Below are 21,499 nucleotides of genomic sequence, written 5' to 3'. Positions count from 1 at the left end.
AATAGTTTTTATCTTTGGTACTATTTGCTTTGTTGGAAATTCTGCTTTGTTTAGATCCTTTATTTTTCTTATTTTTATACGTTTTTCATATTCTGGAACTATGAGTCCAACATTATTTTCTTTTAAATTATAGTATTTTGGTACATAAAATCCCGGGTTTCATGTAATTTCTTTATTTTTTCTTCTCTATTTAAGTTTGACGATAATATGTTTATTATATCATCAACAACCACTTCTCCATCACCATTATAAAAAGCATCAATAAAATCAGCTATTGGTTCCGGATTTGAAGCACTGGGCCCACCTGCTATAATAATCGGATCAGTTTCAACTCTATCCTTTGAAAACACTGGTATTTCAGCTAACTTCAATGCATGAACAATATTTGTATATGATAATTCATATTGAAGAGTTATTCCGATTAAATCAAGATTTTTTACTGGTGTATAAGTTTCCAATGTATATAAGGGTATGTTTGCCTTTTCCATTTCAGATATCATGTCTTTCCATGGTAAAAATATCCTTTCAGCAAATACATTTTCTTTTGAATTAAAAGAGTGAAATAATATTTGAAATCCTGTGTGTGACATACCAACTTCATATAAATCCGGAAACATCAGTCCTATTCTTATCTTATTTCTTGAATTTTTTATAATATCATTATATTCACCACCAATATATCTTGCTGGTTTTCTAACTCTATGTAAAACTCCACTTGAAAACAACCATTTACCTATATTCATTAAATTTCCTCCCAAACAAACTATTATTTTATGTTTAAGTATATCACAATTGTTTTTACTATATGTAAATTTATATTTATAATTAGGTTGTCTAAAAAATATAATCCTTTTTAATATGCTATTAATTTTTGTGTAAAATATGATATAATATTTTTGTACAAAACTTTAAGGGGGAATTTTTATGAAAAAGTTTATTGTATTTATTTCAGTATTATTGGTTGCATTATTTGCTTTTTCAGAAGAAAGTATTACTTTAAATCTTATTGAAGCATTTTCAAGTCCATGGCGAACACCAACATTAAATAAAATCATTGAAATGTTTGAAACATTAAATCCTGGTGTTAAAATTAATGTCATTTCTCCACCATACGAAACTGCTTATCAAAAAATTAATTTAATGGTTAGCACAGAACAACCTCTTGATATTGTAGAAATAGGCGATTGGAATTTAAGTACATTAGCAGCCATGGGAAAGTTAGAAGATTTAACACCATATATCAATTCATGGCCAGAAAAAAATGATTTAATTGACGGAATTTTGGAAGCTGCAAGTATTTATCATAATACGCCATATTTATTGCCTCATGGTTTATTTGCAAAAGCTTTATTTTATAGACCGGATATCCTAAAAAAATATGGTTTTAATAATTACCCTAAAACAATGCAAGAATTGTATGATATGGGTAAAAAGTTAACTGAATCAGATAAAAATCAATATGGATTTGCGTTCAGAGGGAAAGGATATCCCACTTCTTTCATTGATGCTGTTGTAACTTCCTTTTTTGATGATATAGATCCTGATAATATGTATTTAACCAAATCGGGTAAAATCATATTTGAAGATCCTAGAGCAGTTAAAGCATTGACTTTTTATGTCAATATATACAAGGACACTTCTCCTAAAGATTCTATAAATTGGGGTTGGGACGAGCAGGTTAATGCTTTTGTTTCTGGTATAACTCCACTTTTATTTCAGGATCCTGATACTACTGGAATGTTGAATGAAATGCTAAAACCAGGTCAATACAAAACTGCTCCTTTGCCAGTTGGTGTAAGCGGAAAAGCTTATCCATCATTTGGTTTTGTAGGGTGGGGTATCCCTACTTATTCAAAACATAAAGATCTGGCATGGAAATTTATAAAATTTGTAAGTTCTGCTGAAATTAACGGTTATTGGAGTAAAAGTTATGGCGCTTTACCTATATTAAAATCTGTTTATAAATATGATTCATACTTTAGCTCTTATGTTTTTGAAGGTTGGACAAAAATGTTTGAAGATAAAGAACATTATCAATTCACTCAATATCCACTGGACAACGAAAATTGGGGAAAATGGAATGAATTCCAGGAAAAAACTATGCAACAGGTATTGTTGGGAAAACTCTCTGTGGTTAGATGTCTAAAAGAATGGGCAGATTTCTGGAAAAAAGCCGGTATTAAATAGTTATAGGTGATTAAATGAAACATAAACGTTTTGTCTTTTTTATGATATTACCAACACTTCTATTAATTTCATTTGTCATATTGTACCCCACAATAAGTGGGGTATTGCTTTCTTTCAAAAATTATTCTGTATTTAATTTTGGTAATATAAAGTGGATAGGTACAGATAATTTCAAAGAAATCTTTGATGATATTTTTTATATCGATGTTATCTGGAATACTGTTAAATGGATTTTTTTCTCTGTAACCTTTCAATTGTTTTTTGGTTTTATCCTGGCTCTTTTAATGAAGGAACCTTTTAAAGGACGTGGGCTCTATGCCGGACTTGTTTTTTATCCATGGGCTATCTCCGGTTTTGCTATTGGATTAATCTGGTCATGGCTTCTCAATGGTCAATTTGGAGTTATTAATGATATTTTAATAAAATTGGGTTTTATTAAAGAAGGAATTAATTTCCTTTCAGATCCTTCATTAGCTATGTTTTCTGTTATTTTAGTTAATGTGTGGTATGGAATTCCATTTTTCGCTATTATGATTTTAGCAGCTTTGCAATCTATTCCAAATTCTTTATATGAAGCTGCGGAAATTGATGGTGCTGGATATTTTACAAAACTTTTCAAAATCACTATACCATATATAAAACCAACTTTAATTAACACTATTTTGTTAAGAATAATATGGGTTATGAATTTTCCAGATATTATTTATGGAATGACACGTGGTGGACCCGCTGGAAGTACTGAAATATTATCTGTAAAAATGATAAATACTGTTTTTTATGAATCAAACTATAGTAAAGCTGCAGCACACGGAGTTATTATTGTTTTAATTCTTTTGATTTATACCATAATGTATTTGAAATTAACTTCTAAAAAGGAGTTTAGCTTATGAAAAAAAATAAAATAGCAAAAAAACTTATCCGTGTCATTCTATTGACAATTTTTCTTATTTTTGCCTTATTTCCCTTATACTGGATTGTACTTACATCTTTTAAATCAACATATGAACTTTATACTTTCCCAATAAAATATTGGACTAAAAGTCCAACATTTTATGGATATAAAAAACTATTTGAGTTTGTCAATTTTAAAAGATATTTTTCTAACAGCGTTATAGTTTCTTTTTTAGCTTCTTCAATGTCAACACTTTTTGCAATGTTAAGTGGATATATATTATCTCGAAAAGAATTTAGAGGAAGATATGCTATTATCTTATTTTTATTTTTTTCACAGATGATTCCTTCATACTTGATTATGGTTCCTCAATATATTATGTTTTCTAAATTTGGATTAATAAACAAATTAATAAGTATCATTATTGTATACGGTGGATTTGGGGCAGCTTTTAGTACTATAATGGCAAAAGGATTTTTCGATAGAATACCCAAAAGTATTGAAGAAGCTGCTTTAATAGATGGTTGTAATGAAATTCAATCTTTGTTTAAAATCACTATCCATTAATGTTACCTGGTTTATCTGCAATTCTTAGTTTTTCTTTTGTAAATAATTGGAATGAATTATTTACTGCTGTAATGTTTTTAAATACATCTAATAAATATACTGTTCCTGTTGGACTATATTCTATTGTTTCAAAAGCTGGCGTTCAATGGAATGTTCTGGCAGCAGGTATAGTTGTAGCTTTATTACCAACAATTATTATATTTGCTATTGCACAAAAATATATTATCGCCGGTTTGACACAGGGAAGTTTGAAAGATTAAAAAATGAGGCTCTTTATTGAGCCTCATATTGTAATCTGTATAAATCATAGTATATTCCTCTTTTTTGCATTAATTCATTATGTGTTCCTTCTTCAACAACCACACCTTTGTGAACCACTAATATTCTACTTGCTGTTTTTATTGTAGATAATCTATGTGCTATAGAAATAATAGTTACTTTCCCTATAAGATTTTCCATAGCTTTTTGTATCAAATATTCCGTTTCAACATCAATATTTGCTGTAGCTTCATCTAATATTATTATCTTTGATTTAAATATAACTGCTCTTGCAAGAGCTATTAATTGTCTTTCACCTGCTGATAATGTACTACCTCTTTCTAATATTTTTGTATAATATTTATCTGGAAATTTTTCTATCATTTCATGTGCATGAACCTGTTTCGCTGCCTGAATTACATCTTCTTCAGATATATTTTCATCAAATATTCTAATATTATCCAAAATGGTACCTGTAAATAAGAAAACATCCTGCGGAACTACTGCGATCTGTCTTCTTAATGAGCGGAGATCATAATCATTTAAATCTTTTTCGTCAATATATATATTTCCCATTTGTGGTTTATATAATCCGTTTATCAATTTAATAATAGTTGTTTTACCTGATCCTGTTTCACCAACTATTGCTATATTTTCCTTTCCTGTTATTTTAAAAGATACATTTTTTAATATATAATTCTCTTTTTCGTATGCAAAATATACATTTTTAAATTCTACACTACCTTTTTTTATATCTTTATATAATCCTTTTCCAAATTCTTCCTGTTTTAATTCTTTTAATCTAAATATCTTTTCGGCAGAAGCAAAAGCATTTTGTAATATATCATATTTTTCTGCGATATCAAATAATGGTCTAAAAAACATATCAATATACGATGTAAAGGCTACCAAAACACCAAAAGATACTATATTCTGTTTAAATAATTTTGCTCCAAACCAGAATAATAATGAAAGTGTTATATAATACATTACATTCATTAAAGGTCTGAATAATCCATTTAATAGTATTTGCTGAATTCTTGATCTATATAGTTTATAACTTAAATCATAAAATTCTTTTCTTTTCCTATCTTCCTGATTAAAGGCCTTCGTTACATTTGCACCTGCTATATTTTCTGCTAAAAATGAATTTGTCGCAGATATTCTTGTTCTGGTTTTTGAATATATCTTTCTATCTATTATTCCAAATACCCATGTTGCCAAAACAATAATAGGAAACATCACGATTACATATGTTGTAAGTTTAAAATTCATATAAAACATTACAATTATTACTCCAATTATTATAGCAACGTCTTTGGTTAAACTTGTTAAAACATCTGTAAAAAATTGAGAAAGATTTTGTGTGTCGTTTACTGTTCTTGTTGTGATTTTACCTGTCGGATTTTTTGTAAAAAAATCCAACGGCACAGCTAAAAGATGTGTGTATAACTCATCTCTTATATCATATATAACTTTTTGTCCCATTAAATTAGAAAATATAACCTGTCCATAATTAAACATTAATTGACTCAAAAATAGGAATATTACAAGAATAGAATATTTTGCAATATCATTTAAAGATTTTTCTTTTATGTGCTTCACATATTCATCTTCTACATATATTTTTTCATTTTCTTTTGTCATATAATATTTACCTTCAATATGTTTTAACACATATTCGCCAGTTGGAGAAGGAATAAATTTTTATTTTCCATCTTAAATTTATATGTCGAATTAATAACATTATCAATCACATATCTCATTACTGAAGGAATTGTTAAATCTACTGCTGTGGATAAAAATAAAAACAAAAAAGAAAATATTAAAATAACATAATACTTTTTCATATATATCCAGAGCATGGAAAATATTTTTATATTTGAAATACTTCTTTGCTTTTCTTCTTTTAATATATCAGTATGAGCTGTTCTCATATTATTCCTCCTCTAGCTTCTCTTCTATTAGCTGTTTCATATACATTCCATAATATGCCCCTTCTAATGCTAATAATTCGTTATGATTTCCCTGTTCAATTATTTTTCCATCATCAAAAACATATATTTTATCCGCATTTCTTACTGCTTTTAATCTATGAGAAATTACTATCATTGTTTTATTAATAATATTATTTCTTAAATTATTTATTATTGCTTCTTCAGTTTCTGTATCTACTGCCGATAAACAATCATCTAATATAATAAATGGTGCATCTTTGGCTAACGCTCTGGCTATAGAAACTCTTTGTTTTTGACCACCGGAAAGAGTAACTCCACGTTCTCCTACCAGTGTTTTATATTTCTCTGGTAACTCAAGTATATCTTCATGAACATTTGCGATTCTGGCAAACTCAGGCGCTTTTTCAACTCTATCAGGGTAAGCAAAACTAATATTATCTTCAATTGGCATTGAAAATAAAAATGATTCCTGTGGTACATATGATATATTATCTCTAATAAATTTCGAATGCAATTTATTTATGTCCTGTCCATCAATAAATATCATATTGTCTTCTACTGCATAAAATTTCAATAATAATTTAGGTAGTGTTGATTTCCCTGAACCTATTTTACCTACAAACGCTACCATTTCTCCTGGCTTTATTTCAACATTAATGTTTTGTAATGCATATTTTTCTGAATTTGGATATTTGAACTTCAAATTGTTAATTTTTATATGTCCTTTAAATTCCTTATTTTCATTTTCTGACTCTGGTTCAGAAACACTCGATTGTGAATTCATTATTTCCATAAGTCTTTGATATGAAGCTTTACCCCTTTGAATAACATTTACAACCCATCCAATAGCCATCATTGGCCAAACAAGCATTCCTATATATGAATAGAACATTACTAATTGTCCAAAAGTAATTTCTTCGTTTATAACCATTTTACCACCAAAATATATTGCCAGAACACCAGACATAGATGCGAAAAATTGTATTAAAGGAAACATTAACCCCATATTTTTATTAATTTCATTTGCGCATCATAATATTTTTTTGAACGTTCGTTAAATCTTTTTTGCATTGTTTTTTCAAGCGAAAAAACTTTTACAACATGTATTCCCGCATAGCTTTCTTCAGTGTGATCAGATAAATCTGAAATTGTTTTTTGTAAATTTTTGAACAATCTTCTAATTAATTTACCAAAAAATAAGGTTATTATTCCTATAATAGGTAATGGCATTAATGATAAGAAAGTTAACTTTGGATTAACAAATTTAACCATAGCAATAATAGTTATTGAAGACATAAAAATAGTATCAATCATCATTACTATAGATGGACCCATTGCCATTCTTACTGAATTTAAATCTTCAGTAAATCTGGTCATCAAGTCACCCGTTCTCCACTTATCATAAAAATCGTATGATTGATCTAAAATATGTGAAAAAATTTTATTTGCCGTTTTAAATTCAAACAACCTTGCTGTACCAAAAATGAAAAAACGCCATATAAATCTGCCTATCATTATAGAAAATGCTATAATCAAAATCGAAAATATAGACATTTTTATTACATCAAAATTTTCAACTAATTTTAAATCATCCATTATATTTCCAATTTTTTTAGGAATAAATATCTGGAAATAATCGATCATCAAAAGAAAAATTATACCTATCAAATATCTCCACCAATTTTTCTTAAAAAATTCTTTAATAATGATTAGCACCCCCTAATTTCGTTTGTATTACAAACTATTTTAACATTTTTAAGGAAAAAAATCAATATATAAAGAATTATTAAATGAAATAACTTTAAGGAGGAATAATTCAATGTTAGAAGTAATTGATAATAAAGTTCTGGTATTCTGGTTCGAAAATTTTGCAAGTAATATTACAGCAGTAGAGTTAAGTGAAGAAGTAATTTTAATCGACTCCTCATTATACCCAGAAAAATTTAACAAGATTATAGACTTAGTTCAGTTAAGAACCAAAAAACCTGTAAAAAAGGTTTTTTTGACACATCATCATCCCGACCATTCATTTGGAGCAATCTTTCAAGGTAATCTTGAAATTATTTTATCAGAAAAAACGCTTATAAAATTATTTGATTATGATGATAATCTTTTAAAGAAAATATCCAAAGAATCAGAATATGAATTTTCAGACATTCAGAAAAAATTATCCAGATGCAAGTTCAATGTTTTTAGAAATGATAATTTAAATACCTCTTCAAAAACTGTTATCAGTGGTATATCTTTAGGAGGACATACAGAAGATTCTACAATTTATAAAATATACCCTGAAAATATTTTAATAGCAGGTGATCTCATTGTTTCTGGTGTTCATTCTGAATTAAACCAGGCAAATATCGACAATTGGATAAAAATATTAGAAGAATTAAAAAAACAGAATATAAAAACAATAATACCAGGTCATGGAAAACCTGGCAATATTCAATTAATAAATAATCAAATAAATTATCTAAATACTTTTGAAAAAGAAGGAAAGGAATCTTTGTTAAAAAAATTCAATAAATATAAATATCCAGAACTACTTTTGAATTTCTAATAATTTCTTTTTTATAAAATTAGTATTATACGGAATAATGTTAATTTTTACTTCTACTCTTTTCTTATAATTTGAATTATAAAATTCAATTTCATCTAAAAAATAATTATTCTTTTCTTTTTTAAATATATTTTCATTTGAGTATAATCAATTCTTAAAAACTTTAAAGCATTTTTCGATTTAGGATAAAAATAAAATATTTTTTGATCTCCGTTTTTTATTTCTTTTACAAAAAATTTATCCGATGAATATGTTATAGATAATATTTTTATAAAATTTCTGAATATTTCCAGATTATTTTTTATACCATTGTATTTATCAACATCTTCTTTAAAGTCCGTAAAAAATTCATCGTTGTGCAAATCATAATAATAATCTATTCCAGATAAAATCTCAGGTTTATTTATTTTAAAATAAAAATATTTAAAATTATCAACATACATATCCATTAAAACAGAGGTGGGAGTTGCATCCACCTCAAATTTTATATTTAATTCAATTTTAAATTCTCCAAGTTTTGAATATCTTGAAAATAAATCATTTAAATCACTAGAAAATATTATATTGACCAATAATAAAAATATCATTATTATATATATTTCTTTTCTTATCATTTTAATGCTCTCAACCTTTCTTCCAAAGAAACTATTTCTGTTATTCTAACACCAAAATTTTCATCTATAACTACTACTTCTCCACGTGCTATTAATCTACCATTTACATAAATATCAACAGGTTCACCAGCTAATTTATCCAACTGAATCATTGAACCCTGATGAAAATTAAGTATATCCCTTAATGAATATTTCCTTCTTCCCAATTCTACCGACACGTTTAATGGAACATCAAATAAAAGCTGTAATTTCTCAAGATCTACATTTTCAGTGGGCTCCATTGGTTGCCCGGATATATTTCCAAAAGTCTTTGGCTGCACATTTACCTGTTGCTCTTGTGGTATATATCCCATTGGTTGCTGCATCGGCATTTGTTGTGGATATCCCATTGGTTGTTGCATTGGCATTTGTTGCGGATATCCCATTGGTTGTTGCATTGGCATTTGTTGTGGATATCCCATCGGCTGCTGCATCGGCATTTGTTGCGGATATCCCATTGGTTGTTGCATTGGCATTTGTTGTGGATATCCACCTGCTGGTTGTTGTGGCATTTGTTGAACTGGTTGCTGAGGTTGTGGCTGTGGCTGATTTTGAGAAGGTTTTTGTTGGATATCAACATTTTGTGCCGCTAAAACTTTATCTTTTATATCATTAGCTATATCAATAGGAACAAATTGCCACATTTCTCCTTCTTCTAAGCCTTGAATTTTCAATTTAAATTTTATTCCAATTATTGTTTCAGAAGCACCTTCCAGCTCAGGAGGAAAAGATACATTCGGATCGTCAAAATCAAGCACTTCTACCTGTGGAGGTGTTATATCAACTTTAGCATTTAAAAATTCTGATAATGAAGTTGCTGCAGCACCCATCATTTGATTAATAGCTTCAGCTAATGCACTTATTGATATTTCATCAAATGTTTCTGGAACATTTTCTCCAGTTCCTCCCATCATAAGATCTGCTATGACAGAGGATATATTTGCCGGAAAAAGAAAAAAGTTTGTCCCTTTTAATCCATCTTTATAATTAATAGATATTATTAAATATTTTCCAGAAAATTGATTTTTAATTTCTGACTTTAATAGTGTGATGGGTGTTGGACTTGAAATATCAACTTTTCTCTTTAATAACGTTGATAGTGTAGTTGCACCCGCTCCCATAGCTATATTTCCAACTTCTCCTACCAGATCTAATATAATAGAGTCAACATTTTCTTGAGAAGTTGCACCTGGTGAAGCAGGCTGTTCAGTTTTTTGTTGTGATGTTTCATCCTGATTTAATCCCTGCAATAATGCATCTAATTCTTCCTGGGATAAAAATTCATCTGACATGTATTACACACCTCCACTATGGATTAGTCCTTCTAATCCAGTTACGCTAAAGTCACTATTGAAGAGTCTTTAAATATCTTTCAACCAAAACTTTTTCAAGCAATTCTGGATCTTCTTTTTCAATGTTTACAGCATAATGCCCTTTATAAATTCCAGGTGTCCCTTTAAAAATAGGAGTATCCTGAACTGTTATACTAATTGGCTCATCATTAAATGAATTTAATCTGATTACATCCCCAATATCAATATTAAGAAAATCGCTTAATTGTATGGTTGTTTCACCCAAAATAGCTTTTACTTCAGCCTTTGTCATTAATACTGAATTTTTTAATTTTTCAATTTGTTTTTGTGTTGTTTTTCTATCTGGTGACCATAATCTTGTTGTTAATTTTTCATTAATCGGTTCTAATAAAGATGATGGCCAACAAACATTTATAAATCCCTGTATATCTTTAAAATTGATAGATAATGTAATCAATACTGTCATTTCATTTGGTGCTGCTATTTGAACAAATTGAGGATTAAATTCTGTTTTTTCCAATATAGTATCAAATGGAACAATTGTAGCCCAGGCTTTACTTAAGGCTTTAATGAGAGATAATCCCTCTTTTCTCAAAATAGCCAGTTCTAATTCTGTAGGCGTTCTTAATGTTTCAAGTGGAATACCTGGCCCTCCTAATAATTTATCGACCAAAACATAACCTATATCCAACCCCATTTGAAACACAGCACTACCAGGTAATATATCTGTGGAAAATACAGATATAAAAGTTGGACTGGTTAGTGATTGTTGAAATTCACTAAAAGTTATTTGATCAACACTTGCAAAGGTTACATTCACATATGAACGAGCACGTGAAGATAAATAGGTGGATACATCTCGAGCATAATTTTCATGTATAAGTTGTAAAGTTCTCAATTGTTCTTTAGAGAACTTCATAGGTCTTCGGAAATTATATTCCCGAACATTTGCCATTATATCTTCTTCTTCATTAACATTTGAAACTGCTAACGAACCAGCCTCCATAGCATGCAATAACGCATCAATTTCCTCTTGTGATAAAGTTTCATTATCTGGAGGCATATTTTCACCACCTTTTAATAAGCTGACGTAATTACTACTATATCTATTATAACCTGAATTACTCCAAATTTCTCTTTTTCACCAACAAACCCTGTTATTTCATTAATTGCATTTTTTATCTGATTTTTTAATATTTCTCTACCTTCAACTGTTGTTAAATCTTCACGCGTTTTGGTAATAAATATCAAACCTATTGCTTCTAATATTTCAACATTATATTGTGCAACTGCTGCTCTACATTCATCACTACCAACTTTTAACTGCAAAGCGTTAACAATAGCTATCTCATTTCCACCTTTAAGCATAAATTGTCTCTGATGCCCTTCTCTAATAACTTCCGCCAAACCAATTTGAGGAGCCTTTTGAACCCCCTGTGCCTGTTGTTGCGCCTGTTGTTGCGCCTGTTGAACTATATTTTTACCAAGAATATTTATCAGAAAAAATGCTCCTCCCACGGATAATATAACAGAAACCACTACAGCTATTAGTAATAATAATATAATATTCGGTCCTTTCTTCTCCTCTTTTTCTTCTTGAATTTCTTCTTCAGCCATTGATATTCCACCTCACTATCTCAAACGCTGTCTTAATATTAGTAAATCTATTCTCCTATATTTTCTTCTTAGAGTTTCCAGATCTTTTTTATATTTCTCATCTAAATTTTTTTCTTTCAATTTCATATCTGCAATATTCACCTTTCCCTGCTCAAAATCTTCTTTTAATTTTAATTTTTGAGCTTCAATATTTGATTTTAGATTTTGTATATCTTTTTTAATCTCTTTATCCCCAACAGCTATAGGATAAAATCTTTCAGGATTATAATAATATTCAGGATCAAATTTTCCTTCTCTTACTTCAGCCAATCTTTCCATAGTACGTTTCTGTTTCATTTCATCTGCATAAAACCTTGCAACACTCGCTGCCCTAGCAGCTCCTAAGTGCCAGTTTGAAGGATATATTGATGTATCGGCTGGAGGCCTATCATCAGTAAAACCATATATTTCAATCGCATTATTTGAGTGCTCTATAAGAATTATACCCAATTTATATAACAATTCTTTTGCATCTGCTGTTAATCTGGCACTTCCAGGTTCAAAAAAAGCCATATCCTGCATCTTGATAATAGTTCCTTTATCATTCTCTTCAATCGTTATTCTTCCTTTATATTTTGGATTATCCTGAAGTCTAAAAAGTTCAACTCTTATACCTGGATTAGAAGTAATCAAACTTTCTTCTGATAAACTTCTTCCACCTGTTAATACACTTGGCGGAGTTCCACTAAATGGACTTCTAAAGCTTACTGCTGCCTGTTGGAATTTACCAGGTGATATTGATGACATTGAAAACAACATAACGAAAAATGTCATTAACAATGAATTTAAATCACTAAATGTAGCCAACCAAGCTGCTGGTGGTGGTGGGCCTTCATCTTTTTTACATTTATTAGCCATTTAAATCACCCTTCTTTTTCTGATTCATATTTCTTTTTATCATCAGGACTTAAAAATGCTTTTAATTTTTCTTCCATTAACCTTGGATTTTCTCCTGAAACAATTGATAATATACCTTCTGTTATCATTCGTAACATGTTTACCTGCGCTTTTGTTCTTCTTCCAATTTTCTCAGCTATTGGCAATGAAAAAATATTTGCAACTAAAGCGCCATACAATGTTGTTATCAAAGCAATCGCCATTTTAGGACCAATCGTCGTAGGGTCATTTAATGTTTTTAACATCAAAACCAAACCTATCAAGGTTCCAATCATCCCAAAGGCCGGTGCTAATGATCCCCACGTATTCAATACACCTGACCACTTTCCTTCTTCTTCTTCAAAAAGTTCCATTTTTATTTCAAGTATCTTTCTTATCTCTTCAGGATCTGTTCCATCTACTGCTGCCCTTAAACCATCTTTCATAAATTCATTCTCCAAATTTTCAAGATCTGCTTCTAAAGATATTAATCCTTCTCTACGTGCTTTTTCTGCAAATGAATATAACGTTTTCAATGTCTCCACTGTATCTATTGTAGGTTCTTTAATACCTTTTATTATAGCCTGAAAAAACTTAAAAGACACATCTTTTGGATTTGCTATAAACATACCCCCAATTGATCCAACAACTGTAATAAAAAACGATGGCATGTCAATTAACGATCCAAAATCAGAAATTGCCCCTAATACTATAGCTGCCATTGCTAACCCAAGTCCAGCTAATGTTGATATATCCATCTAATCACCTCTTTTAAACCCAAGAGAAAATATTTTACTTCTAAACTCTATTATTTCCTGAATAATTTCTTCTACAGATTCTTTTACAACATATATATGACCATTATTTAGAATAATAGTTGTATCAGGTCTTGCCTCTATTTTCTCAATCATATCTGGATTTATAAAAAATTCCTTACCTCCAAGATTAGTTACTTTTATCATTTAAATCACCATTATCTCTTTAAATTTACTAATTCAGTAAGTATTTGATCTGATGTTGTAATTACTCTTGCTGATGCCTGAAACCCTCTTTGAGCTGTAATCATTTTTGTAAATTCTTCTGAAAGGTCTACATTTGACATTTCCAGAGCACCTGATACCAATGTTCCTGCACCTTCTTCACCAAAAGAACCTATTTTTGCTAGCCCACTATTTTCACTTTGTGCGAACATTGAGTTTCCCATATCAATCAATCCACCAGGATTTGTAAATTTAGCTACAGCTACTTGAGCAATTAAATCAGATTTCCCATTAGAAAACATTCCCAATACTTCACCAAGATCGTTAATTGTAAAATTTTGTAATACTCCTTTTGCATTCCCATCTTGATCAGCAACATTTACTGAATTTGGTGCTGCAAACTGAGTTAAATCATACATATTCAAATTCACTTTTACGGGTCCAGCTGCCGCGACTGAAGATGGAGCTACTCTTTCATTTGGAGATTCACCAGTACTTGCTGGATCAAACCAAAACCCTATAGAACCATTATCACTATCTGACGTATCATAATCAACATATCCCACTGAATCTAATCTCCATCTTGAAGTTAAATATTGACCTTTACCATCAAAAGCAACAACTCCTTCAGCTGGATCTGATGTAGTCGTACCATCTTCCGTTATTTTGTATAATGGTTGTCCATCCACAGTTTCAGCTTTCCAATACCAGGTATTATCAGAAATTTTTGAATATTTTATATTAATATCATAATCATTTCCCAAAGAATCATATACTTTCGTTGATATTACTACATTTGGATTTTCATATTCTGCTATTTTATAATTTTGCGAATTTTCTGTATCAATTAATCTCAATTCACCAGAAACAGGTGTTTGAATAATTTTTTTAGCTGCAACATATCGAACAGTTCCAGCTTCAGATGTTTCACCACTGGTATTGGTAGTCGTTGATACAAACGTATCTGTAGCATTTGCTTCAATAACAGAAAGTCCAGAAATTGTATATTTGCCATCTGCAGATTTCCATCCACTTTCCATTTTTGAATTAAATTCTTCTACAGTGTCTGCAGATCCACTATCTCCATCCGCATCACTGAAAGTCACTGTTTTTAATGTTCCACTCTCTTCAACCTTTAATGTTATTGTAACATTACCTGTTGCATCTACACTAAAAGATATATCTCTCGGATCATAAAACACTTCATTATTCTGACTATCCTTTAATGAGATACCACCTAAAAATTTCACATTTCTTTGATTAGTTCCATCTGTTAATTGTAATCTATTATCTTCATCCTGATATTTTGGAATTAGCTCTCCTTTAGTATCTGTCATATAAATTCCATCTAATCCCCATTCAGTTTTATCATCAGAACCAGATTGATACATTTCAATCGACAATGCATTAGCCTGACCTACAGGTAATAAGGCTACAGATTCAGAAACTCCTGAGTCTAATATTAGATTTTTTAAAGTTATTTCATTTCCTGTTCCATCATCTAATGTTACTCCCTGTGCAAATAATCTATTTAAATCATAAAAAGTACCATCTGTAGTAATTGTGCCGGTATATGTAGTTCCTCCACTATCAGAAACCTGAACTGTTACTTTATTCGGATTTGTTGCATCTCTATAAATTAATATATCTGGTCTATCTGATGAATCTATAGCTCCACTACCATCATCATCATCTTGTGACAATAAGGTTACCGGTGCGCCATTACTATCTGAAACCGATATATCTCCATACGCTCTTAATGGCCAATCAATACCATTTTTACCAAGATCAATTCTTGAACCTGCTGGGAATGATGAATTAAAATCATTTGTTGCATTAGCTCTAACAACATGTCCAGGATAATTTGACCATCGCAGAACATTTCCAACCTCATCAAGTTCTACTTCACCATAATTACTTCCACCAAGCAATTCGTAGTTTTTATCTGGATCTACTGTTTCAGCATGCCATCTATATACTATTCTATCTTTATATTGCTCTGACATTATTCTTTCAAAAGTAAATTTTACAGGTACCACATCTCCAGATGATGATTTTATTGTCATTGTAGTCTCTTTTATACCAACATCGGAATTTAAATTATCAGCTAAATTTAAAAACGTTGTTTCTCTTGCTTCCATAACTAAATTTGGTGAAATTGTAATATCCTGTATGGGTTCATTTGAATCTATATATCTTTTTCCGGTATCTGTTACCTTAGCATTCCAACCCTGTAATTTCATTCCACTGGAAGGATTAACAAAATGTCCTTCTGAATCTAATGTGAAATTTCCTGCGCGCGAAAAATATTTTGAAAGACCATCCGATAAAACAAAAAACCTTCGCCTTTTATTGCCATATCTGTTTTGTTTCCAGTATTTTGTAATGAACCCTGGGTCATTATTTTATCTATTGAAGCTATTTTTGAGCCAAGACCAACCTGTATAGCATTTACTCCACCAAATTGTCCACTCGCTCCTCTTGATTCAGCTAAAGTTTGTGACAATGTATTTTGAAAAGTAACCCGGGATGTTTTATATCCAATGGTATTTACATTTGAAATATTGTTGCCTATTACGTCTAATTGTGTCTGGAAATTTTTTAGTCCGCTTTGGCCACTGAACATTGCTCTTAACATATTAATCTCCTCCCAATATATTATTTATATTTCTGATATTTCAATAATATTTTCAGTACTGTATTTTTGACCATTTACAAGAACATAAAATTGATTGTCGTTAAATTGAACTGCATCTACTTTTCCACCATCCAATCCTCCTATTTTTTCTTTTTTGCCATTTTTATATGTATATACTTCATATCTATATTCTCCATCCGGTAATCCAACACCATTCGTTCCTCTTCCATCCCAATTGAATGTTTTCATCCCTTCTTCCTGTATTCCTAAATCTTTTGTATATACTAAATTATCTTTATTATCATAAATATCCACATATACTTTGGTAGGTTCTTCCAAATTATAGATTATTGCATCAGAAAAACCTCCTGTTAAATTTATTTTGTTATTTTCCACTACTACATTTTTCCCAATTAAGTTAGAAGCCTGAACTTTAAATAAATTCATTTGAGATGAAACCATTTTTTGGAAAGACTTACTCATATTCATAATTTGTTCTGTCGAAGATAATTGTGACATTTGAGCTATAAATTCCTTATCATCCATGGTATTTGTTGGATCCTGATATTTCAATTGGGTCATTAAAATTTTTAAAAAAGCATCTTTGTCCAAATCTTTTTTAGGTTCACTATCCTTTTTTTGTAGCGAATTTGTAAAATATTTTGTATTATTTATTCCATTAATCATATTCTTCACCTCTTAAAAGTTCCCAAAATTGGTTTCTCTTATTTTTTCTCTTTTCTTTTTCTTTTGATGTGTTTTCTTTTGAATATTCAGATTCATTTTCTTGATTTTTTTCATCTTCATGATAATTTTCATTTGAATCATTAAATTCTGTTTTTATAGCAATTTCCACTTTTTCATATTTTTCTTTTAAATTGACTATTAATGGTTCCATTCTTCTTTCTATTTCTTCTTTATTTTTACTATTTTCTAAATTAAATTCTATTTTTAAATTTTTTTGCGATTTAACAATCGTTATTTCTAAATTTCCTAAATCCGGAGGATTAATTTTTACAACTGTTCTTTCAAAATATTTTGGAATATTTTGAATTTTTTCTGTAGTTTCGTATATTCTATTTAATAATTCATTTGCAGAAATTTGTTTTGTCTCATAAATTTCTTTAAAATTAGTGTTGCTTGGTTTTATCGTTGGATGCAAAAAATAGATATTATTACTAATTATTTTTTTTGCACTTTTTTTAGTAAATACTTCTTGATTCTTGTTAACTAAAAAATCCTTATTTTTAATTTGATTATTCTTATTGATTTTATAAACTATAGAATCTACATATTTAAACACTTTGCCCACATTTACTTGAGAATCTTTTTTATTGAGTATGATAAAAGTATTTTTAGTTATCATTTTCTTTATTTTTTGTGTATTCGACATTATATTTTTCGATAAATGTACTGCTTTTTCCTTCAATTGATTATTTGATATTTTTTTTGAGATTATTAAATCTACTTTTTTATCAGAGTACAACAATTTTGATTGATTATTACTTCTTTCAAAATTTCTTATTTTATTTTCAAATATAGTTTTAATATCTTTCGTAATCAAATTAATATTACTTCTATCTTTGATTTCTTTGTTTAATTTAAATAATTTAAATTTTGTTTTTTTATCATTATTAATATAGGCTATTATTCCTGTTTTAAATTTTATTTTTATTATATCTTTACCAATATTTTTACTAATAATGATTTTTCCTTTTTCAACTACTTTATTATGCTTTGTAAGAAAAATATCTTTCTTTATAATGTTCATATATGTAGAATATTCAGGGTTCTCGTAAGTAATATCTTTGGACTTTTTAAAATTTTTAACTGTAATTTTAATAACTTTTTTTTCAATTCTTTTACTTCTTTTTTATCTCTTCTGGTAATTTGTCTTCTTCTTTTATTATTTCTTTTATTATTTCATTTATCTTCTTATTTATTCCTTCTGTTTTTTGCATTTCTTTTTCATTACTCTTTATTTTTACTATTGGTTCTTTTACTAATAATTCCCTGTTATTTGTTCTTATTTCTTCTTTTCCTTTTGCCTTTAACATTATTCTTCTTAATTCTTTTACTTCTTTTTTATCTCTTCTGGCAGTTTATCTTCCTCTTTTATTATTTCTTTTATTATTTCATTTATCTTCTTATTTATTTCTTCTGTCCTTTGCATTTCTTTTCATTACTCTTCATTTTTATCATTGGTTCTTTTATCAATGATTCCCTGTTATTTGTTCTTATTTCTTCTTTCCCTTTATTCTTTGCTCTTAACATTATTCCTTTTAATTCTTTTACTTCTTTTTTATCTCTTCTGGCAGTTTATCTTCCTCTTTTATTATTTCTTTTATTATTTCATTTATCTTCTTATTTATTTCTTCTGTTTTTTGCATTTCTTTTTCATTACTCTTTATTTTTACTATTGGTTCTTTTACTAATAATTCCCTGTTATTTGTTCTTATTTCTTCTTTTCCTTTTGCCTTTAACATTATTCTTCTTAATTCTTTTACTTCTTTTTTTATCTCTTCTGGCAGTTTATCTTCCTCTTTTATTATTTCTTTTATTATTTCTTTTATTATTTCATTTATCTTCCTATTTATTTCTTCTGTATCTTGCATTTCTTTTTCATTACTCTTCATTTTTATTATTGGTTTTTTTACCAATGATTCCATATTGTTTGATTTTATTTCTTCTTTTCCTTTTGCCTTTAACATTATTCTTCTTAATTCTTTTACTTCTTTTTTTATCTCTTCTGGCAGTTTATCTTCCTCTTTTATTATTTCTTTTATTATTTCATTTATCTTCCTATTTATTTCTTCTGTATCTTGCATTTCTTTTTCATTACTCTTCATTTTTATTATTGGTTTTTTTACCAATGATTCCATATTGTTTGATTTTATTTCTTCTTTCCTTTTATTTTTTGCTCTTAACATTATTCCTTTTAACTCTTTTACTTCTTTTTTTACCCTTCTGGCAGTTTATCTTCCTCTTTTATTATTTCTTTTATTATTTCATTTATCTTCTTATTTATTTCTTCTGTTTTTTGCATTTCTTTTTCATTACTCTTCACTTTTACTATTGGTTCTTTTACTAATAATTCCCTGTTATTTGTTCTTATTTCTTCTTTTCCTTTTGCCTTTAACATTATTCTTCTTAATTCTTTTACTTCTTTTTTTATCTCTTCTGGCAGTTTATCTTCCTCTTTTATTATTTCTTTTATTATTTCATTTATCTTCCTATTTATTTCTTCTGTATCTTGCATTTCTTTTTCATTACTCTTCATTTTTATTATTGGTTCTTTTACCAATAATTCCCTGTTATTTGTTCTTATTTCTTCTTTTCCTTTTGCCTTTAGCATTATTCTTTTTAATTCTTTTACTTCTTTTTTTATCTCTTCTGGTAATTTGTCTTCCTCTTTTATTATTTCTTTTATTATTTCATTTATCTTCTTATTTATTTCTTCTGTCTCTTGCATTTCTTTTTCATTATTCTTTATTTTTACTATTGGTTCTTTTACCAATGATTCCCTGTTATTTGTTCTTATTTCTTCTTTTCCTTTTCCTTTTGCCTTTAACATTATTCTTCTTAATTCTTTTACTTCTTTTTTATCTCTTCTGGCAGTTTATCTTCCTCTTTTATTATTTCTTTTATTATTTCATTTATCTTCTTATTTATTTCTTCTGTTTTTTGCATTTCTTTTTCATTACTCTTTATTTTTACTATTGGTTCTTTTACTAATAATTCCCTGTTATTTGTTCTTATTTCTTCTTTTCCTTTTGCCTTTAACATTATTCTTCTTAATTCTTTTACTTCTTTTTTTATCTCTTCTGGCAGTTTATCTTCCTCTTTTATTATTTCTTTCAATAACTTTATTTCTTTTTCAATACTTTCAGCTTGACCTTTGTCTAAAATATCAAAATTATCCGAAAAATCTTTTTCGGATTGAATAAACTTGACATTTTTAATTTTTAAGAATTTTAAATTTTTACTTTTTAATTGGAAAGAGTTTTTAGAAAGTTTAAGAGATTTACCAAGATAAACTTTTTTTATATTTTTATCAGAAGAGAAATGGAAGCGAATATTTTTGACTTTTAATGTAAGTTTTTTCAATCGCTTTTGTCCAAGTGGTAAATTTATATTATCATTTTTTATAAATATATTATTATCAAAATATTTATTAAAACTATTGTTTTTAAAATTTTTTTCTGTTTTTTCAATTTCAAAAAATTTTTTGTATTTTCCATTAAACAAACCAGTTACTACTTTAGTAGTCATTTTTCCCCTCCTATTTACTTTTCACCTCCCCTATTTTTGAAATAACATTAGCTGCTTTTGTTGGGTTAATTTGAGCTAATGCCTGAATTATTTCAGCTGCTGTATCTGAAGGAAGTATGAGCAATGCATTAACTATTAAATCAATACTAACCTCATCCCTTGAAAGTGCTACTGCTATTTGTGCTGGTGTTGAGGAGGCAAACCATTCTGCGAGTTTATTTATTCTATATTTATAATCTTCAAAAACTTTTTTTTCTTCTTCAAAAGCTTTTTTTTCTGCATTGAATTTTTCTTTTTCTAATTCCAATTGCTTTGATTCATCCTTTATTTGAGAAGAGATCTTTTTTAATTCCTCTAATTGACTATTAATTTGTTTAGATTTCAACTCTAATTCATTTAATCTTTCTTCAATTAATTTTTCTTGTATAGCATATGCATTTCCTACATCAAGATATTCATATTTCACTTTATCTTTTAACGCAGGAACTTTCTGTAACATATACGCAACAAAACTTTTCCAATCTTTTTCAACGCTAAGATTGAGAATTTTTATTCTTTTAAATTCAAAGTTTACATATACTAAAGCAATTATTATCAATGTTATAAATATAGACCAGAAAAATAAGGAGATTAACCTTTTTAATCTTCCAGGCTTTTTTTCTTTTTTGTCTTTTGCCATATATTCCACTCCT

27 protein-coding genes are annotated in these 21,499 nt (G+C 28.5%); 5 read left to right on the top strand and 22 right to left on the bottom strand.

Annotation, left to right across the window (positions count from 1 at the left end; genetic code table 11):
* Positions 1-122: 122 nt before the first annotated feature.
* Positions 123-743, bottom strand: coding sequence for a radical SAM family protein (locus DJ007_RS16025; protein ID WP_206076282.1), 621 nt, complete (start codon positions 741-743; stop codon positions 123-125).
* Between the two features lie 181 nt (positions 744-924).
* Here DJ007_RS16025 and DJ007_RS09630 point away from each other — a divergent pair, with 181 nt between their 5' ends.
* The 4 genes from DJ007_RS09630 to DJ007_RS17850 are packed head-to-tail and all read left to right on the top strand — an operon-like array spanning position 925 to position 3,906.
* A complete protein-coding gene (locus tag DJ007_RS09630; RefSeq protein WP_129409385.1) occupies positions 925-2,187 on the top strand; it encodes an ABC transporter substrate-binding protein in 1,263 nt (420 codons plus the stop codon).
* 14 nt (positions 2,188-2,201) lie between these two features.
* Positions 2,202-3,077 (top strand): carbohydrate ABC transporter permease, encoded by an 876-nt coding sequence (locus tag DJ007_RS09625; protein WP_129409384.1) that lies wholly within the window; start codon positions 2,202-2,204, stop codon positions 3,075-3,077.
* A complete protein-coding gene (locus tag DJ007_RS09620; protein ID WP_240739470.1) occupies positions 3,074-3,646 on the top strand; it encodes a carbohydrate ABC transporter permease in 573 nt (190 codons plus the stop codon). The genes DJ007_RS09625 and DJ007_RS09620 overlap by 4 nt, the downstream gene beginning before the upstream one ends.
* Positions 3,646-3,906 (top strand): ABC transporter permease family protein, encoded by a 261-nt coding sequence (locus DJ007_RS17850; RefSeq protein ID WP_240739469.1) that lies wholly within the window; start codon positions 3,646-3,648, stop codon positions 3,904-3,906. Before DJ007_RS09620 ends, DJ007_RS17850 begins: the two co-directional genes overlap by 1 nt.
* Positions 3,907-3,919: 13 nt before the next feature.
* On the opposite strand, the gene DJ007_RS09615 is transcribed toward DJ007_RS17850, so the two are convergent.
* The 4 genes from DJ007_RS09615 to DJ007_RS17835 are packed head-to-tail and all read right to left on the bottom strand — an operon-like array spanning position 3,920 to position 7,530.
* Positions 3,920-5,581 (bottom strand): ABC transporter ATP-binding protein, encoded by a 1,662-nt coding sequence (locus DJ007_RS09615; protein WP_240739468.1) that lies wholly within the window; start codon positions 5,579-5,581, stop codon positions 3,920-3,922.
* Positions 5,575-5,841: a hypothetical protein gene (locus DJ007_RS17845; RefSeq protein WP_240739467.1), complete on the bottom strand. Its 267-nt coding sequence runs from the start codon at positions 5,839-5,841 to the stop codon at positions 5,575-5,577. The genes DJ007_RS09615 and DJ007_RS17845 overlap by 7 nt, the downstream gene beginning before the upstream one ends.
* A 1-nt stretch (position 5,842) precedes the next feature.
* Positions 5,843-6,859 carry an ABC transporter ATP-binding protein gene (locus DJ007_RS17840; RefSeq protein ID WP_240739466.1) on the bottom strand — a complete coding sequence of 339 codons (1,017 nt, stop codon included), beginning with the start codon at positions 6,857-6,859 and terminating at the stop codon, positions 5,843-5,845.
* Positions 6,859-7,530 carry an ABC transporter transmembrane domain-containing protein gene (locus DJ007_RS17835; protein WP_240739465.1) on the bottom strand — a complete coding sequence of 224 codons (672 nt, stop codon included), beginning with the start codon at positions 7,528-7,530 and terminating at the stop codon, positions 6,859-6,861. Before DJ007_RS17835 ends, DJ007_RS17840 begins: the two co-directional genes overlap by 1 nt.
* A 151-nt stretch (positions 7,531-7,681) precedes the next feature.
* Here DJ007_RS17835 and DJ007_RS09605 point away from each other — a divergent pair, with 151 nt between their 5' ends.
* Positions 7,682-8,419 carry an MBL fold metallo-hydrolase gene (locus tag DJ007_RS09605; protein WP_129409383.1) on the top strand — a complete coding sequence of 246 codons (738 nt, stop codon included), beginning with the start codon at positions 7,682-7,684 and terminating at the stop codon, positions 8,417-8,419.
* 95 nt (positions 8,420-8,514) lie between these two features.
* Here the strand turns inward: DJ007_RS09605 and DJ007_RS09600 are convergent, their stop codons facing one another.
* The 17 genes from DJ007_RS09600 to DJ007_RS09520 all read right to left on the bottom strand — a co-directional run bounded on the left by DJ007_RS09600 (position 8,515) and on the right by DJ007_RS09520 (position 21,486).
* A complete protein-coding gene (locus DJ007_RS09600; protein ID WP_129409382.1) occupies positions 8,515-9,033 on the bottom strand; it encodes a hypothetical protein in 519 nt (172 codons plus the stop codon).
* Positions 9,030-10,364 carry a flagellar motor switch phosphatase FliY gene (fliY, locus tag DJ007_RS09595; protein WP_129409381.1) on the bottom strand — a complete coding sequence of 445 codons (1,335 nt, stop codon included), beginning with the start codon at positions 10,362-10,364 and terminating at the stop codon, positions 9,030-9,032. Before fliY ends, DJ007_RS09600 begins: the two co-directional genes overlap by 4 nt.
* Before the next feature lie 55 nt (positions 10,365-10,419).
* Positions 10,420-11,448 (bottom strand): flagellar motor switch protein FliM, encoded by a 1,029-nt coding sequence (fliM, locus tag DJ007_RS09590; RefSeq protein ID WP_129409380.1) that lies wholly within the window; start codon positions 11,446-11,448, stop codon positions 10,420-10,422.
* Positions 11,449-11,462: 14 nt separating this feature from the next.
* Entirely contained in the window at positions 11,463-12,002 is a 540-nt protein-coding gene (locus DJ007_RS09585) for a flagellar basal body-associated FliL family protein (RefSeq protein ID WP_129409379.1), read from the bottom strand.
* 15 nt (positions 12,003-12,017) lie between these two features.
* Positions 12,018-12,899, bottom strand: a complete 882-nt coding sequence (locus DJ007_RS09580) for an OmpA/MotB family protein (RefSeq protein WP_129409378.1) — start codon at positions 12,897-12,899, stop codon at positions 12,018-12,020.
* Between the two features lie 5 nt (positions 12,900-12,904).
* Positions 12,905-13,675 (bottom strand): motility protein A, encoded by a 771-nt coding sequence (locus DJ007_RS09575; RefSeq protein ID WP_129409377.1) that lies wholly within the window; start codon positions 13,673-13,675, stop codon positions 12,905-12,907.
* Entirely contained in the window at positions 13,676-13,879 is a 204-nt protein-coding gene (locus tag DJ007_RS09570; RefSeq protein WP_129409376.1) for a flagellar FlbD family protein, read from the bottom strand.
* Between the two features lie 11 nt (positions 13,880-13,890).
* Positions 13,891-16,140, bottom strand: coding sequence for a flagellar hook-basal body complex protein (locus DJ007_RS09565; protein WP_129409375.1), 2,250 nt, complete (start codon positions 16,138-16,140; stop codon positions 13,891-13,893).
* A 35-nt stretch (positions 16,141-16,175) separates the two neighbouring features.
* Positions 16,176-16,535 (bottom strand): flagellar hook-basal body complex protein, encoded by a 360-nt coding sequence (locus DJ007_RS09560; protein WP_129409374.1) that lies wholly within the window; start codon positions 16,533-16,535, stop codon positions 16,176-16,178.
* A gap of 24 nt (positions 16,536-16,559) precedes the next feature.
* Positions 16,560-17,222 (bottom strand): flagellar hook assembly protein FlgD, encoded by a 663-nt coding sequence (locus DJ007_RS09555; RefSeq protein ID WP_129409373.1) that lies wholly within the window; start codon positions 17,220-17,222, stop codon positions 16,560-16,562.
* Positions 17,215-18,306: a flagellar hook-length control protein FliK gene (locus DJ007_RS09550; RefSeq protein WP_129409372.1), complete on the bottom strand. Its 1,092-nt coding sequence runs from the start codon at positions 18,304-18,306 to the stop codon at positions 17,215-17,217. The genes DJ007_RS09555 and DJ007_RS09550 overlap by 8 nt, the downstream gene beginning before the upstream one ends.
* 91 nt (positions 18,307-18,397) lie before the next feature.
* The gene (locus DJ007_RS09545; RefSeq protein ID WP_129409371.1) at positions 18,398-18,592 is read right to left on the bottom strand and encodes a hypothetical protein; all 195 of its coding nucleotides are present in this window, start codon (positions 18,590-18,592) and stop codon (positions 18,398-18,400) included.
* Positions 18,593-18,686: 94 nt separating this feature from the next.
* Complete coding sequence (locus tag DJ007_RS19225; protein ID WP_276318731.1) at positions 18,687-18,809, bottom strand: hypothetical protein; 123 nt, start codon at positions 18,807-18,809, stop codon at positions 18,687-18,689.
* 17 nt (positions 18,810-18,826) lie between these two features.
* Entirely contained in the window at positions 18,827-19,465 is a 639-nt protein-coding gene (locus DJ007_RS09535) for a hypothetical protein (protein ID WP_129409370.1), read from the bottom strand.
* A gap of 29 nt (positions 19,466-19,494) precedes the next feature.
* The gene (locus tag DJ007_RS09530; protein WP_129409369.1) at positions 19,495-20,109 is read right to left on the bottom strand and encodes a hypothetical protein; all 615 of its coding nucleotides are present in this window, start codon (positions 20,107-20,109) and stop codon (positions 19,495-19,497) included.
* Between the two features lie 17 nt (positions 20,110-20,126).
* Positions 20,127-20,807 (bottom strand): hypothetical protein, encoded by a 681-nt coding sequence (locus tag DJ007_RS09525; protein ID WP_129409368.1) that lies wholly within the window; start codon positions 20,805-20,807, stop codon positions 20,127-20,129.
* 10 nt (positions 20,808-20,817) lie between these two features.
* Positions 20,818-21,486 carry a hypothetical protein gene (locus DJ007_RS09520; RefSeq protein ID WP_129409367.1) on the bottom strand — a complete coding sequence of 223 codons (669 nt, stop codon included), beginning with the start codon at positions 21,484-21,486 and terminating at the stop codon, positions 20,818-20,820.
* Positions 21,487-21,499: the final 13 nt, after the last annotated feature.

Origin of the sequence: Marinitoga lauensis (assembly GCF_004135675.1) — a bacterium.
In the GTDB taxonomy this organism is placed as follows: domain Bacteria; phylum Thermotogota; class Thermotogae; order Petrotogales; family Petrotogaceae; genus Marinitoga; species Marinitoga lauensis.
This window is presented reverse-complemented; position numbering and strand designations above follow the sequence as displayed.

Bases quoted from the DNA above. Each gene is read 5' to 3' on its own strand.
- DJ007_RS16025 (WP_206076282.1), bottom strand. From the start codon at position 743: ATGAATATAGGTAAATGGTTGTTTTCAAGTGGAGTTTTACATAGAGTT.
- DJ007_RS09630 (WP_129409385.1), top strand. From the start codon at position 925: ATGAAAAAGTTTATTGTATTTATTTCAGTATTATTGGTTGCATTATTT.
- DJ007_RS09625 (WP_129409384.1), top strand. From the start codon at position 2,202: ATGAAACATAAACGTTTTGTCTTTTTTATGATATTACCAACACTTCTA.
- DJ007_RS09620 (WP_240739470.1), top strand. From the start codon at position 3,074: ATGAAAAAAAATAAAATAGCAAAAAAACTTATCCGTGTCATTCTATTG.
- DJ007_RS17850 (WP_240739469.1), top strand. From the start codon at position 3,646: ATGTTACCTGGTTTATCTGCAATTCTTAGTTTTTCTTTTGTAAATAAT.
- DJ007_RS17845 (WP_240739467.1), bottom strand. From the start codon at position 5,841: ATGAGAACAGCTCATACTGATATATTAAAAGAAGAAAAGCAAAGAAGT.
- DJ007_RS17840 (WP_240739466.1), bottom strand. From the start codon at position 6,859: ATGTTTCCTTTAATACAATTTTTCGCATCTATGTCTGGTGTTCTGGCA.
- DJ007_RS09605 (WP_129409383.1), top strand. From the start codon at position 7,682: ATGTTAGAAGTAATTGATAATAAAGTTCTGGTATTCTGGTTCGAAAAT.
- DJ007_RS09600 (WP_129409382.1), bottom strand. From the start codon at position 9,033: ATGATAAGAAAAGAAATATATATAATAATGATATTTTTATTATTGGTC.
- fliY (WP_129409381.1), bottom strand. From the start codon at position 10,364: ATGTCAGATGAATTTTTATCCCAGGAAGAATTAGATGCATTATTGCAG.
- fliM (WP_129409380.1), bottom strand. From the start codon at position 11,448: ATGCCTCCAGATAATGAAACTTTATCACAAGAGGAAATTGATGCGTTA.
- DJ007_RS09585 (WP_129409379.1), bottom strand. From the start codon at position 12,002: ATGGCTGAAGAAGAAATTCAAGAAGAAAAAGAGGAGAAGAAAGGACCG.
- DJ007_RS09580 (WP_129409378.1), bottom strand. From the start codon at position 12,899: ATGGCTAATAAATGTAAAAAAGATGAAGGCCCACCACCACCAGCAGCT.
- DJ007_RS09575 (WP_129409377.1), bottom strand. From the start codon at position 13,675: ATGGATATATCAACATTAGCTGGACTTGGGTTAGCAATGGCAGCTATA.
- DJ007_RS09570 (WP_129409376.1), bottom strand. From the start codon at position 13,879: ATGATAAAAGTAACTAATCTTGGAGGTAAGGAATTTTTTATAAATCCA.
- DJ007_RS09565 (WP_129409375.1), bottom strand. From the start codon at position 16,140: ATGAAATTACAGGGTTGGAATGCTAAGGTAACAGATACCGGAAAAAGA.
- DJ007_RS09560 (WP_129409374.1), bottom strand. From the start codon at position 16,535: ATGTTAAGAGCAATGTTCAGTGGCCAAAGCGGACTAAAAAATTTCCAG.
- DJ007_RS09555 (WP_129409373.1), bottom strand. From the start codon at position 17,222: ATGATTAATGGAATAAATAATACAAAATATTTTACAAATTCGCTACAA.
- DJ007_RS09550 (WP_129409372.1), bottom strand. From the start codon at position 18,306: ATGAACATTATAAAGAAAGATATTTTTCTTACAAAGCATAATAAAGTA.
- DJ007_RS09545 (WP_129409371.1), bottom strand. From the start codon at position 18,592: ATGTTAAAGGCAAAAGGAAAAGAAGAAATAAGAACAAATAACAGGGAA.
- DJ007_RS19225 (WP_276318731.1), bottom strand. From the start codon at position 18,809: ATGTTAAGAGCAAAGAATAAAGGGAAAGAAGAAATAAGAACAAATAAC.
- DJ007_RS09535 (WP_129409370.1), bottom strand. From the start codon at position 19,465: ATGTTAAGAGCAAAAAATAAAAGGAAAGAAGAAATAAAATCAAACAAT.
- DJ007_RS09530 (WP_129409369.1), bottom strand. From the start codon at position 20,109: ATGTTAAAGGCAAAAGGAAAAGGAAAAGAAGAAATAAGAACAAATAAC.
- DJ007_RS09525 (WP_129409368.1), bottom strand. From the start codon at position 20,807: ATGACTACTAAAGTAGTAACTGGTTTGTTTAATGGAAAATACAAAAAA.
- DJ007_RS09520 (WP_129409367.1), bottom strand. From the start codon at position 21,486: ATGGCAAAAGACAAAAAAGAAAAAAAGCCTGGAAGATTAAAAAGGTTA.